This is a genomic window from Cellulophaga omnivescoria, assembly GCF_027915275.1.
GTDB classification, from domain to species: domain Bacteria; phylum Bacteroidota; class Bacteroidia; order Flavobacteriales; family Flavobacteriaceae; genus Cellulophaga; species Cellulophaga omnivescoria.
Genome location: NZ_CP115819.1, coordinates 2,630,475 through 2,643,201, shown reverse-complemented (window position 1 = coordinate 2,643,201; position 12,727 = coordinate 2,630,475). Strand labels below are relative to the sequence as shown.

Annotated in this window: 13 protein-coding genes and 1 pseudogene; 2 read left to right on the top strand and 12 right to left on the bottom strand. The window is 29.1% G+C overall.

Annotation, left to right across the window (positions count from 1 at the left end; translation table 11 throughout):
- Positions 1-57 precede the first annotated feature (57 nt).
- The 7 genes from PBN93_RS11815 to PBN93_RS11785 form a co-directional block, all read right to left on the bottom strand.
- Positions 58-486: a hypothetical protein gene (locus PBN93_RS11815; protein ID WP_271080738.1), complete on the bottom strand. Its 429-nt coding sequence runs from the start codon at positions 484-486 to the stop codon at positions 58-60.
- A 340-nt stretch (positions 487-826) separates the two neighbouring features.
- Positions 827-1,276: a hypothetical protein gene (locus tag PBN93_RS11810; RefSeq protein ID WP_271080737.1), complete on the bottom strand. Its 450-nt coding sequence runs from the start codon at positions 1,274-1,276 to the stop codon at positions 827-829.
- A gap of 161 nt (positions 1,277-1,437) precedes the next feature.
- Positions 1,438-1,827, bottom strand: coding sequence for a RidA family protein (locus PBN93_RS11805; protein ID WP_271080736.1), 390 nt, complete (start codon positions 1,825-1,827; stop codon positions 1,438-1,440).
- 94 nt (positions 1,828-1,921) lie between these two features.
- The gene (locus PBN93_RS11800) at positions 1,922-2,485 is read right to left on the bottom strand and encodes a Crp/Fnr family transcriptional regulator (protein WP_271080735.1); all 564 of its coding nucleotides are present in this window, start codon (positions 2,483-2,485) and stop codon (positions 1,922-1,924) included.
- 287 nt (positions 2,486-2,772) lie between these two features.
- The gene (locus PBN93_RS11795; protein ID WP_271080734.1) at positions 2,773-3,672 is read right to left on the bottom strand and encodes an energy transducer TonB; all 900 of its coding nucleotides are present in this window, start codon (positions 3,670-3,672) and stop codon (positions 2,773-2,775) included.
- Positions 3,673-3,851: 179 nt separating this feature from the next.
- Complete coding sequence (gene map, locus PBN93_RS11790; RefSeq protein WP_271080733.1) at positions 3,852-4,616, bottom strand: type I methionyl aminopeptidase; 765 nt, start codon at positions 4,614-4,616, stop codon at positions 3,852-3,854.
- A 91-nt stretch (positions 4,617-4,707) separates the two neighbouring features.
- Entirely contained in the window at positions 4,708-5,247 is a 540-nt protein-coding gene (locus PBN93_RS11785) for a dihydrofolate reductase family protein (RefSeq protein ID WP_271080732.1), read from the bottom strand.
- Between the two features lie 151 nt (positions 5,248-5,398).
- Between PBN93_RS11785 and PBN93_RS11780 the strand changes: the two are divergent.
- A pseudogene (locus PBN93_RS11780) lies at positions 5,399-5,644 on the top strand (IS110 family transposase); the annotation flags it as partial.
- An 86-nt stretch (positions 5,645-5,730) separates the two neighbouring features.
- On the opposite strand, the gene PBN93_RS11775 reads toward PBN93_RS11780, so the two are convergent.
- The 4 genes from PBN93_RS11775 to PBN93_RS11760 all read right to left on the bottom strand — a co-directional run bounded on the left by PBN93_RS11775 (position 5,731) and on the right by PBN93_RS11760 (position 9,712).
- Positions 5,731-5,919, bottom strand: a complete 189-nt coding sequence (locus tag PBN93_RS11775; protein WP_077406401.1) for a hypothetical protein — start codon at positions 5,917-5,919, stop codon at positions 5,731-5,733.
- A gap of 188 nt (positions 5,920-6,107) precedes the next feature.
- Entirely contained in the window at positions 6,108-7,319 is a 1,212-nt protein-coding gene (locus PBN93_RS11770; RefSeq protein ID WP_271080731.1) for a leucine-rich repeat domain-containing protein, read from the bottom strand.
- A 280-nt stretch (positions 7,320-7,599) separates the two neighbouring features.
- Positions 7,600-8,388: a hypothetical protein gene (locus PBN93_RS11765; RefSeq protein ID WP_077406395.1), complete on the bottom strand. Its 789-nt coding sequence runs from the start codon at positions 8,386-8,388 to the stop codon at positions 7,600-7,602.
- Between the two features lie 163 nt (positions 8,389-8,551).
- The gene (locus PBN93_RS11760; RefSeq protein ID WP_271080730.1) at positions 8,552-9,712 is read right to left on the bottom strand and encodes a DmpA family aminopeptidase; all 1,161 of its coding nucleotides are present in this window, start codon (positions 9,710-9,712) and stop codon (positions 8,552-8,554) included.
- A 356-nt stretch (positions 9,713-10,068) separates the two neighbouring features.
- Between PBN93_RS11760 and PBN93_RS11755 the strand changes: the two genes are divergently transcribed.
- Positions 10,069-11,040: an IS110 family RNA-guided transposase gene (locus PBN93_RS11755; protein WP_271080729.1), complete on the top strand. Its 972-nt coding sequence runs from the start codon at positions 10,069-10,071 to the stop codon at positions 11,038-11,040.
- A gap of 40 nt (positions 11,041-11,080) precedes the next feature.
- Here the strand turns inward: PBN93_RS11755 and PBN93_RS11750 are convergent, their stop codons facing one another.
- Positions 11,081-12,712, bottom strand: a complete 1,632-nt coding sequence (locus PBN93_RS11750; protein ID WP_271080728.1) for an SEC-C domain-containing protein — start codon at positions 12,710-12,712, stop codon at positions 11,081-11,083.
- Positions 12,713-12,727 lie beyond the last annotated feature (15 nt).

Sequence of the window (12,727 nt, the reverse complement as noted above, 5' to 3'; positions counted from 1 at the left end):
TATACAGGACTAAATAATTAGTCCTTTTATAGATATAATAATTTATATTACTTGTTTTTACTTTACAGTAAAATAAAATCTTCCATCAGTATCTGAATTCTTTATTTTAGTATGAAAGTTTATTTGAACATCCTTTCCATTGGTGGGATTAAATGTAAGTATTTGTTCTCCTAAACCTAGGCCAGCATTGGCTATAAAATAATTTCCAACTTTGTCTAATTTAATTCCTACACGTAATGTATAGCTTCCATCACTATAAATAGCTACTCCTAAAAGTTCTGAATCTTCAGGAACTGTATTTACAGCAAGATTTAACTTTCCTATTTCTTCTACTATATTTTCTTGCTTAAATGTTACAGGAGAAAAATTATCATCTTCAGTTAAAAAAACTGAAAAACCATAAAATGTTTCTGAAGCTTTAGTTAAGTCATAAATATCAATTTCTTTGTCTGACTTATCATCGTTTTGTTTGCTTTCCACTTTCATATTAATCCATAGAGTTTCCCCTACTTCATAGGTAACTTTATCATCATCTACATAGACAACTTCTCGATTTTCTAAATTATAAAATTCAGAATCATCAGAATTAGAACAACTGGTAAAAAAAATGGTTATAAGAATTAGACTAAATGCAATTTTTGAAATTTTCATAGCGTTTGTTTTTACTTTAAAGGTAAGTAAAGACTTACTTTTAAAAAAAGAATTAACTTATGTTTAATATTTTAATACATAAACTTTTAAGCTTATAATTACAACAGCAGCTAATATTTTTGTAAGCTTAATTTAGATTTCGTTAGCAACTATTAAAACTAAATTGTAGTAAACTTTACAAGTTGTTAATTTTTTTAATTAGGTAAGAAATAAGAAGTCCAATTGTAAATGTTGTAATTGTTGTACTTACAATAAGAGCTATTATTGCAGGTGTTGTAAATAAGAAATTAGAGTTACCTGTAGAGTCGCCAATAATTAAACAAAAGACAATCCAAATTACTAAATTCATGAATACAGAGTATTTAAATGAAGTTGAAATTAACGAATTGTTGTTTTTTGTATCTGTATAAGCTAGTTTTCCTCCTAACCAAAATGCTATTAAAAACGTTAAAACAAACCCAATTGTTTGAAAGCCACTACCTAAAACTATAGACATTGAGCTTAAGCCTTTACCTACATAAATAACAGGTATTAAAATAGTTGCAATTACTGTAAGTAGCACAATAGGAGCGCCTAATATATAAGATACAAAAATACTTTTGCCCAACTGCCTATTCATATTCATAAAATTTTGCTTTAAATAATTAGTAGTATTTGTATACGTTATTTTAAAAATAACACTCATTAAATGTAGTAAATATTTTACAAAAAAACACCTTAAGTATTTAACCTTAATAAATTAGCTATTAATTTATTAAGGTTAAAATGCTGTTAGCTCTCTAAAAGTTACCTTACTACAGTAGCCTCTAATTCTACTTTTAGTGTTTCAAAAAGACTTTTTACCTCTAACAAAGTACTAGCTTGTTGTATATTATGTTTGGCTATCCAATTTTGAAAAATATTAAAACAAGAAAAAAGTTCTTGTGATGATGTTGTAAAGATATTTAGTCTTACAATATTTTTACACTCGTAACCAGCTTCTTTAATTACCTTTTCTAAATTTTTAATAGCCATAATTAGTTGAACATCCATATTATCTGTACTACATTTTCCATTAGAATTAATTGCAGTTTGCCCAGAGACATACAAAGTACCTTTTGCATTAGTTACTTCTATAGCTTGCACATAACTTCTTTCATTTTGCCATTCCCACGGGTTAATAATTTGTTTTTTCATTAGTCTTAGTATAATTTTTGTTTATACCACAAAAATTTAAAAACTATGATAAAAAATGCGTGACAAACATCACAAATGCGAGTAATAAAAAAATTTAGGAAGATAACCTACTAAGTGTTTCTCGGGATACACCTAAATATGCAGCCAAAAGAGTCTTAGGAACTCTTTGAAACAAGAGTGGTTGCTGCTGTAGCAATTGCAAATAGCGTTCCTTTGCGTTTGAAGTTAAAAAAGATAAAATTCTGTTTTGTGATGCTATGTGTCCCGAGTGAGATTTTTTAAGAAAAAAACGCTCCATCTTAGGCATTTCTAAAGATAATTTGTTGTAATTCTTAAGGCTTATTGAATATACTTCAGTGTCTTCAATACATTGTAACGACATTTTTGCCTTTGTTTGGTTAAAGTATGCAAAAAAATCACTCTCCCACCAATCTTCCATTGCAAAAGACACTATATGTTGCTTGCCATTTGCATCATTAAACACTAATTTTAGAAGACCACTAATAACATAATAACAATTATTTACATCTTTCCCCTCTTTAATAATAAAATCGTTTTTTTTATATTTTTTATATTCAAAATGAGATAGTAAAATACCAAACTCTTCATTAGAAAAAGGGACTAATTTTGTAATATGTTCTTTTAGTTTTTCCTGCATTGGGTAATACGTACTTTTTTAAACTGTAATTAGTATTGTAAAGTACTACTCCTTAATATTGGTAATAATTTTAAATTCATTAGTTTTTCCCTGCAATGTATTTATAAAATTAGTCATTTCATTAGTAAGAAGTAGGTATTTCTGCTCTCTCCAAAATTTAGGCTTAAAAAGTTTTTTTCATAATAGGGCTTAGGTGTTTGTACTATAAAAAGTAAATTTTAATAGCTAATTTAAGTAAAAGAAAAGTATTCTAAAGCCCTATTATGTAATTCTACTGTTTGTTATATCTAAAATACGTTTCTAAAGGTTATAGGTATACTAAAAGGTACTCTTACAGCTTTTCCTTTTACTTTACCAGGAGTCATAAGTGGTAGTTTTGCAATAATTCTTCTACCTTCTAATTCTAATAATGGGTGTGGTCCTCTGGTTCTTATGTTTTTTACAGAGCCATCTTTATCAATAACAAACATAATGTTTATTCTACCGCCTACCCCTAATTTTTTAGCTTCCTCTGGGTAGCTAAAATTTTTAACAATATGTTTATTTATTTTTTTTTGAAAACAAGATCTCCAACTACTCTTAGCCATATCTTCGCAACCAGGAAATAGAGGAACATCGTCTACAATTACAAAGGGTACATCATCTTCAGCTTCTTTTTCTTCTTCTTTTAAACTTTCTTTACTTACTTTAATATCTATAACTTTTAAACGAATAGGTTCTCCTGGGTTAAATTTTGCATACAACACATATCCAGTACTAACTGCCGTATCCTTTATTGTAGCCACTTTTAGTGTAGGGAGTTTTTTTAGAACCCCATCTATTTTTTTTTCAATAAATTTAGTTTCTGGCCTACTAAAAATCTCTGTAGATTCTAGTTTTCCTTTAACGTCTGTAAAAAAGTTAAAATATACTTTTCCATTAAAATTCTGAGAAATAGAATCTTTTGGCACTTTTAAATTCTTATTAAATAGTTCTTCTATTTTACTTGTAAAGCAAATATTTTGTTCTCCTGGGCCGTTAGCTGTACAGTTACTAAAATTGGCATAATCGGTAACTTCTTCAAACGGTCTGTATGAGGTTATTTCTATACCATCTCCGTGCGTCTGGTAGTATTGTGCACTTAAGGTAAATGTAAATAACAAAGTGGCAAATAAGGTATTAAATGCTATTTTTAATTTTAGTTTCATAATAATTGTATTGTATAGTTTACAATTCAAATATTAAAAACTTTTAGGACTAATATAACCACCAACATATATTTGCTAGCTATTGGTTAATATTTGATATTAAAAATGTAATTAGAAGAGATAAACAAGAATATGCTTTTTATTCAGCTTTTATATTGATTGTGTTTTTAGCAGTTTTTTTAATTCCACATACCATTAGATTCTGTTAAAATTATTGGTGTATTATCTGTAATTAATATTGTTTGCTCGTGTTGTGTTATGTATCCTCCTTTGTTACCAACTAAAGTCCAACCATCATTAAGTTCTACTGCAATAGTAGATTTTGTAGAAATAAAAGTCTCTATTGCTACTGTAGTATTTTTTTTAAACCGTTCTCTATTTGTCCTAACTCTGTAATTTAAAATATTTTCTGGTTCTTCATGTAAACTTCTACCAACTCCGTGACCTGCTAAATTTTTAATCACTTTAAATCCAGATTTTTTAGCTTCAGACTCTATTAAATGTCCAATGTCTGCTATTTTTACTCCTCCTTTTATATTGGTAATTGCTTTGTGTAAAATATTTTTAGAGGCATCTACAAGTGGTTGGTGATTATGAATATCCTCACCAAGAACAAAAGAACCGCCATTGTCTGACCAAAATCCATTTAACTCAGCAGAAACATCAATATTTATTAAATCTCCTTCTTTTAGTATTTTATTTTTAGATGGTATACCGTGAGCAGCTTCTTTATTTACACTTATACAAGCGTAACCAGGAAAACCATAGGTTTCATAAGGAGCAGACTTAGCGCCATAACGCTTTAATATTTCTCCGCCATAAGCATCTAACTCTTTGGTAGACATACCAATTTTAGCATACTCTTTCATTAATTTTAGTGTAGTACCAACAACTTCACTAACTTTTATCATTCCTAGTAATTCTGATTCTGTTGTTATAGACATTTTCCTTATTTTAATAAGTTAGAAGAGTTTACTTATAGTTGGTTAGTTTTTACTTGTTTTTTACCACAGTACTTTGTTGGCATTTCGTATTTTATTTTTTCCGTTTATAGTGATTCTGTGTTATTTGATTCAGATAGGTTTTTGTTCCAATCAGTTCAAAATTCAGTTCGTTTGGTAGTTCCGTAAATAATGAAGAACCACCACCTAATAAAATCGGAATTGTTGTAAGTACCATTTCATCTATCAAGTCCGCTTTCAAAAAGTTCCGAATTGTGGTTCCTCCATCTACATATAACCGATGAAATCCTTTTTCGTGAATTTGGTCTAAAATTTCAGTCAACGTTCCTTTGACCAAAAACGCTTTTCCTTTGTGACTTTCAGGTATTTCTTTTAATTTATTACTCAAGACAAAGACAGGTTTATCATATGGCCATTCAACATCAAATCCAAGTACGGTTTCAAATGTTGTTCGTCCCATAACAAGTGCGTCAATTCCGTTATTGAATTCCACGTATCCCATATCGTTATTATCTGGGTTCGGAATAGTATATAACCAATCAATTCCGCCATTTTTGTCAGCAATATATCCGTCTAAACTTGTTGCGATAAATAGGCTATTCTTTTTACTCATTTTTCTTTTGGGTTCTGTATGTCAATATGAATGCCAACGTGTTTGTATATGGTTTGTTGCGTGTTTTAAGCACTTAATTTAGCAAATTAAACCGAATAGAAAATCTGCTTGAATTTTTGTAAGTAGGCCTGTACTAGCAAATAATTTTACACGAAGTAAAATTAGTAAAATGGGCAATGCAAAACTGAGAAGTCTACTATTTATATACAGTTTTAATGCCTGTAATTTTAATACCACTTGCCGAGCTTTGTATGAAAGGTTGTTAGCCAAAGGAAAGAGTAAAAAATTAGCTTTAATTGCAGTGTGTAATAAACTACTAAAACAAGCATTTTCAATTAATTCATCAAATTCAGATTCCGAAAATAGTTCTTTAAATTATTTTTGTGCTAATATTTAATTGTGTCTGTTTGATTTTGGACAATATAATTTTTAAAAAGGTATACTCTTTCCGCCTATTTTATGAAATTCCGCTCTTGTTCTATTCTAATTACGAACAGTTTTGAAATTTCCGAAAATTAAAGAAGTAAGTAAAAGTCCTATCCCAATACCGATAAAAGAACCCTTTGCAAAATCAGGTAATTGAAAAAAGTGAGATAAAATTTGTGAAGTTGCAATTACAAACATTCCAATTGATAATAAAATTAATGCTCTTCTTTTAGTTATTTTTTTCATTTGATTTTAGATTTTAAATAATTAGTATCTCAATTAAAGTATTTGTTACATTCAGTTTTTAGTTTCGTACGTTTTGGTTAATTACTTACGGTTTAGGCTATGAACAGTTGCGGGTTTTAAGTACTAAAATTTTGGTTCATAAATGACCTTCAATTTATTCATTTTCTTCTAATTAAGCTGTTTAACCGCTATTTTTTATATACGTTATTGTGTGTAGTTTTAGTTAACAAGTAATATGAGTCTTTTTTTAATAAACCAAAATTTTTATTTGATAATGTATATAATTCAAAATCTTCGAATTCGTTGTCAATTTTCAAAATATCATTTTCAATAGAGTATGAATATGATTCTGTTTTTTGCGATATTAAATTTTTCCATGTTGAAATGTTAGATTTTGAATCAAATGAAACTAAATGTTTTTCTTTTTCACCATTACTTGATAAATAATAATAACCACTAGGAGTAGATTTATTGGGTTCAATTTTAGTTTCTGAATTTGTTAAAATATCTATGTTTAATAATTGGGCTATTCTTTCATAAAAGATATAATTTTGGAATTTACTTTCTATACCAGTTAAACGGACTAGTTTTAAGTTGGGAATATTTTTGATTGAGTTGGTATTTGCTTTAAATAGATTGCAACTTAAAATTAATTGAGTGAGATTATTGTTTTTATTAAATTTATTAAACTCAATTTTTCCCTTCATTTTATGGTCAATTAAACGTAAGTATTTTACACTTGAATAATTATAAATTTCTTCAGGAATTGAATCAAAATCATTTTCAGAAATAAATAAGCTTTCCAATTTTTTTAGGCTGCTAATGTTTGGTATTTCTTCTACATGATTGTCTTCAATTAATAAATATTTTAGGTTAGTTAAATTAGATATTTTTTTTGGTAATTTAATAATGCTATTACTGCTTAAATCTAATTTTACAAGATTGGTAAGGTTGCAGATTTCTTCTGGAATTTTTTCTATTAAAGTATTGTTAATAATAAGTCCCTCTAGGTTTGTGAGCTTTTCAATTTCGATAGGAATAAACTTCAAATTATTTTTTATTATTATAAAATCGGTTAGTGATGTTAAAGTGAAAATAGAATTAGGTAATTCCGCGTCTTTATATGATTCAATCCATAAGAATTCAATTTTAGGCGAATATTGAATTAATAATTCTATATCAAATTTAGTAGCATTATAAAGGTATAAGTATTTAAGATTAACAGCTTCAGATAAATCAGTAGGGATTTTATTTTTATTAGATAGCCTAATATGTAATTCTTTAATACTTGTTAATTTTTTAGAACTGTAATCAGACAACTTATTTCTAGTACCAAATTCACAGGAGCTTGATATAACAATTAATGTTAATAGACAAAACTGTATAAAAGGTTTATTCATAATTAGTTATTATTAATTACACACAACGGTCTTGTGTATGAAACGTAGGGCAGCAGATAGGCGATACGTTTCGGTTTAACCACAAGCCATATCTTTTGTTTTTTTTTAATTTTTCTCTTTTAATACCAAATCAAAAGATTTGGCGGACTTCGTTAAAAGCTCTAAACTTTGGGTTAAGCTCCAAAACCCGCATTAATTATAGCCAATGTTAGCTTTAGTTTTTTTACTCTATTTTATTTAAAATAAACTAAATAAAAAACTGTTTTTAAGTTTATTTTAGCTATTCAAATTTTCTTTGAATTAATCTGTATGGTATCTTTTCGGAATTAATAGAATCACTTTTGGTTATATAAATTTCTGTCCAATCACCATACTCATTTAATTTATAGGTAAGGTGCATATATAATTCGGTATAATCCCAATTCAAATGCTCAGCAAAAAGATATTTAAGACTAAAGCTATGATCAACATTATTCAATGATTTAAAAGTTCTTTTAATCATATTAGGTAGATTATTTTTAGTATAATAAAAATCATAGGTAACAATAAGATCTTTTCTTTGTTTTTTTACACTTTTAATAATTCTATTTGATTCATCATAAGTTTTAATTAATAAACTATCATTTACTACAGTTGTTCTTTTATCAGGATATTTATAGCTAAAAACATTTGTAATTTTATCATAAACAGCCGAACTCTTTGAAGTAATTCTATTTTTTTTATCATATTTATATAATGTTTTGAAATTACTACTTAATAAGCTCAGAGATATTATTCTAGATTTAGAATCGTAAATTACTTGTTCTTTTTTTAAAGGATAGTATTCTTCATAAGTATATCTATGCCATTCTTTATTTTCAGATGACCACCTTTTGTCAATAAAAGACAGCTTTTTATATTTAGATTGTTTAAAGTCTAATGGAAAGTAATATTGTTCAATATTATAATATTCTGTATTATAAAATAGTTCTTTTGAGTTTAAATAAGTACTCTCTGATTTATTTATGGTTTGTGAAAAAGAAAAGTGAGTGTAAATAAATAATATTATAAAAAATATTTTTTGAATCATAATTTATTTCTCTTTTTGTAATTAAAGCTAACGGTCTCGTATAACCGTCAGTTACGGGATTAAAGTTAATGTTTTTCGGTTTAGCACTGACGTTAGCAATTACAGAGTGGATTTGGACGTAGTTGCATCCCCCGTAATTGCGGTTATATATTGTTGTACCTCGTTATTTTATTCGAGTATATTTTTTCATTATCTCAATCAGTTTATTGTGTGGTAACGCATAAACCTTATTTCCGTTAATTCCTTCCATTGTTTCAGCTGCTACCATAGCATTTATAATTGCTTCTTCAACAGCTTGAATTGTGGCATCAAAAATATCATTCATCCAGTCATTCGATACTGTTTGAACTGTAGTTTTACCTTCTCGAATATACGCTTCTTGGTTCGCAGTCGAAAAAGCAATAAATATGTCTCCTGAACCATTTGCTCCAATTCCGCCTAATTTTCCAATTCCAATTGGTACTCGTTGGGAAATTCTTTTTAATTGATAAGGAAGTAATGGTACGTCAGTAGCAACAACAACAATAATAGAACCATCTCCATTTTGTCTTCTTGATTTTGGTGATGCTATGTATTTAGGGTTTAAGGTGTCTTTTAATTCTTTTCCAACAGGCACTCCATCAACTCTAAACCTTCTTTTGTCTCCGTAATTTGATTGAACTAGCACACCAACTGTATAGGTTGTATCTGGAAATTTTAAAACTCGAGAAGAAGTTCCAATACCGCCTTTAAATCCAAAGCTCATCATTCCAGTTCCGCCACCTACATTGCCTTCTTCAACTTCTTCGGTAGTAGTATTTTCAATTGCTTCTAAAACATTTTTTTCTTGTACTTGAAATCCGTAAATGTCATTCAAAAATCCGTCATAAGTTTCAGCAACAACTGGAAAAGCCCACCACCAATCTTCATCACTCCAAGAAGTGTCAACCATCCATTTCAAAGTTGCTTGTCTAACAGTTCCGACGCTAAATGTATTAGTCAGCATTATTGGTGTTTCTAAAAAACCAGATTCTGTAATCCAAGTTGTTCCGGTCATTTCTCCGTTTCCATTTAGACTATACCAATTTGCATACAAAGGTTTCTTCTTTTTTCCACTTGGAAATATAGCAGTTACTCCAGTTCGGATTGGTCCTTTTCCTAATTCATTCTTTCCGTTTCCTGAAATAATGGTAGAATGTCCAACTGAAACACCTTTAACATCTGTTATTGCATTATATTTTCCTGTAGTTCCCTCAAATTGAATTCCTAAATCTCGTGCTCTTGGTTTTTGAGCATAAATTAAAATAGAAAGAGCAAGAAATATTATCGTTAATGTGTTTTTCAAAATCTTGGTTTTAATGAGGTACAACGTATTTGTGTATGATTTCGTTGCGTGTTTAAGCACTAAAGTTAGCAAATAAATCACAGATAGAAAGTCCGCGAGGACTTTCGTAAATAGGCTATAACTAGCAATGAATTATACACGTCTTAAGTTTGTAATTCATTAAATTAGAAACATAAACAGAAAGCACAAAAGAGAGGATTAAGGTTATTATACACGCAGAGACTACAGATCTCGTCAACATTGAAAATCCCCTCTCTTTTCTACACAGATTTCGTACAGTTCTATGAGGCTTTTAAGACCTCGATTTTAAGTCGTTGAAACTCGCGTAGGTTGTCCTTTCAAAAAAACAATTTCTTATGAATAAAGATATTAAATATTTTGGAATAGACATTAGTCATTTGGTTTTTGATGTTACAGATTCAGATGGTAATTATTATCAGTTTAAAAACACTATTTCAGGCTTTAAAAAGTTCGAAAAATTATTAGATCTATCGAGCCATTGTGTGATGGAAGCAACAGGATATTATCACTATCAGTTAGCTTATTATTTGCTTGAATCAGGTATTAAAATATCTGTAGAAAATCCATTAGCGGTAAAGCGATTTATACAAATGAAGTTGTCTAAAATAAAGACAGATAAGAGTGATTCTAAACTTATATGTGAGTATGCCAGTCAGGTAGACTTAAAGTTGTGGAAAGGCAGTTCCAAGCATCAAATAGAATGCTTGCAAATGACCAGACTCCTTTCTGTGTATACAAAACAGAGCACAATGTTAAAAAATAAACTACACGGTGAAACCGTTTTAGGAAATCCAAGTAAAGCGGTTGTGAGTTCTATAAAACGAAGTTTAAAACAGTTAGAAAAAGAAATAGACAACTTAGAAGTTAAATTATTGTTATTGGTAAAAGAAGTGCACCAAGATGTGCTAACACGGTTAAAAACTATACCCGGAATAGGAGCTAAAACAGCCTTAATGTTAGTGGTTTTAACGGACGGTTTTGAACGATTTAGTAGCGGTAGTGAATTATGTAGTTATGCTGGGTTAACACCCGTGATAAGAAATAGCGGAACAAGTGTAAATGGACGAAGTAGAATTAGTAAGATAGGAAATCAAAAACTGCGTAATCTCTTATTTATGTGTAGCTTTAATGCCTGTAAATACAATAAAGCTTGTCGTGATATTTATGAGCGTATCGTTGCCAAAGGAAAGAGTAAAAAGTTAGCATTAATAGCCGTGTGTAATAAACTATTAAAGCAAGCCTTTGCTATTGCAAAATCAGGACTAATATATGATGATTCTTACAGAAGCACTTTAGCTAAAAATTAGTTAGTTTTTACTTGTTTTTTACCACAGTACTTTGTTAGCCCTAGTTATTTCTTCCGTGACACTTTTTATATTTTATCCCGCTACCACATGGGCATAGTTCATTCCGTCCAATTTTCTTTCGTAAGTTTTCCTGGACTTTTTTAACCCCCGAAATTTCTCCATAATAATCTTTGTCAAAAAATTGCGCCCAAGTATTGTCGAGTGCGACCATATCAGATTCAGGGAATCTTTGAAGTCCTTTTTTTAAATGAAAACCTAAAAATCCTAATTCATTATCGGCTTTAAAATATTGACTATATTTTATTCTTCTTTCTATGTAGTCAATAAATTTTTCAGCAGTATTTAAGTATTTAGCAACTACTTCTAAATCAAAAACATTAAGAGCGACTGGGAATTCTTCATATTCCTTTCCTAGAAGGATATGAGTTTGATGAGTAATAGAAGGATAATCATCCAATACTATTGTCACAACGAAGCTTTTATTGATGTTTAAATCAAAATTATAATCAGGATTGTCTTTTAACTCAAAAATAAAGTCATTTGAATTATTCAAACATTTTGATGCTGTCAACCCTTGCTCATAAGCATCTTTAACAGCCTTTTTGAAATCATTCTGTATTGATTCTAGATTTCCTTTTTTTGATAAAGCGGTTAACTTTTTAGATTTAACTTGAAAGATTATAGCCTTGTCGTTTGAAAACGCTAGAATATCAATATCTGTGACCATTGTACTTTTGGTCTTCTTTATTATCAAGTTCTTTAGGGAGTTCGATTTACCGAACACATTTTCAATAATATTTAGTGTGATTTCTTCCGCAATTTCACCTCTGTTGTATAATGCTTTGGAAGAATACTCTTTATCAAAATTCATCCAATAGAATGGTGATTCATAAATTGCTTCTGATAAATCGTACGGAACAGGAATGAATAAATTTCCGTTTGGTAATTTAATTATTGGTTTTTCGGACAGAATATTGAAATCACCAATATCTGAGAAATTTTGATTCTGAGGTTGTGTTAAATCAAGTGTAAAGTTTTCGAGAATTCCCAAATACTCTTTATTCTTTTTGATTATGTCTTCAGTTGTTAAGGTGAAAACATCTAGTAATTTGGTTTTATAGGTTTCTTCAGAGTCGAACTTTAATTCGTTTAATTTGGTCTGTTGAAGAGTTTTTATTGAATGATAAAATTCGGCCAGAATATCAAGGTTTATTGACTTCTCATTTTGAAGCCATTCTTTATCATATTTATATTTTTCTGAAACCCATTTTGTATATTGATAATCGTACGCACCAGTTCCGGAATAGAACATTGTTTCTTGAAAGAATAAACCATTGTTAAAAAAGTCAAAAGGACTTTCTGATGGATTATCTATCATTTTCGAAATATCAGGTATAAATGTGTAATGAAGTTGCTCCATTAACTCATAAACTTCTTCGAAAATTTTTATTTCATCATCATAGTCATACGCTTTGTTTGGATTCCAATTTCTTATCCATAATCCCATAAGAAATCTAACCTCGTTATTATTGAAGTGTTCTTGAATATTTTTCGAAGCGAGTTCGTTGAGAGTTCCACAAAAATCTCTTAAAACGATTGCCGAAAGAACATATATAAAGTTGAAATTTGAAGTTATTTCGTTAAGCCTTTTTATAATTTGTTCTTTACTCATTCTATTATCGAAGGT

Bases quoted from the DNA above. Each gene is read 5' to 3' on its own strand.
- PBN93_RS11815 (WP_271080738.1), bottom strand. From the start codon at position 486: ATGAAAGTGGAAAGCAAACAAAACGATGATAAGTCAGACAAAGAAATT.
- PBN93_RS11810 (WP_271080737.1), bottom strand. From the start codon at position 1,276: ATGAATATGAATAGGCAGTTGGGCAAAAGTATTTTTGTATCTTATATA.
- PBN93_RS11805 (WP_271080736.1), bottom strand. From the start codon at position 1,827: ATGAAAAAACAAATTATTAACCCGTGGGAATGGCAAAATGAAAGAAGT.
- PBN93_RS11800 (WP_271080735.1), bottom strand. From the start codon at position 2,485: ATGCAGGAAAAACTAAAAGAACATATTACAAAATTAGTCCCTTTTTCT.
- PBN93_RS11795 (WP_271080734.1), bottom strand. From the start codon at position 3,672: ATGAAACTAAAATTAAAAATAGCATTTAATACCTTATTTGCCACTTTG.
- map (WP_271080733.1), bottom strand. From the start codon at position 4,616: ATGTCTATAACAACAGAATCAGAATTACTAGGAATGATAAAAGTTAGT.
- PBN93_RS11785 (WP_271080732.1), bottom strand. From the start codon at position 5,247: ATGAGTAAAAAGAATAGCCTATTTATCGCAACAAGTTTAGACGGATAT.
- PBN93_RS11775 (WP_077406401.1), bottom strand. From the start codon at position 5,919: ATGAAAAAAATAACTAAAAGAAGAGCATTAATTTTATTATCAATTGGA.
- PBN93_RS11770 (WP_271080731.1), bottom strand. From the start codon at position 7,319: ATGAATAAACCTTTTATACAGTTTTGTCTATTAACATTAATTGTTATA.
- PBN93_RS11765 (WP_077406395.1), bottom strand. From the start codon at position 8,388: ATGATTCAAAAAATATTTTTTATAATATTATTTATTTACACTCACTTT.
- PBN93_RS11755 (WP_271080729.1), top strand. From the start codon at position 10,069: ATGAATAAAGATATTAAATATTTTGGAATAGACATTAGTCATTTGGTT.
- PBN93_RS11750 (WP_271080728.1), bottom strand. From the start codon at position 12,712: ATGAGTAAAGAACAAATTATAAAAAGGCTTAACGAAATAACTTCAAAT.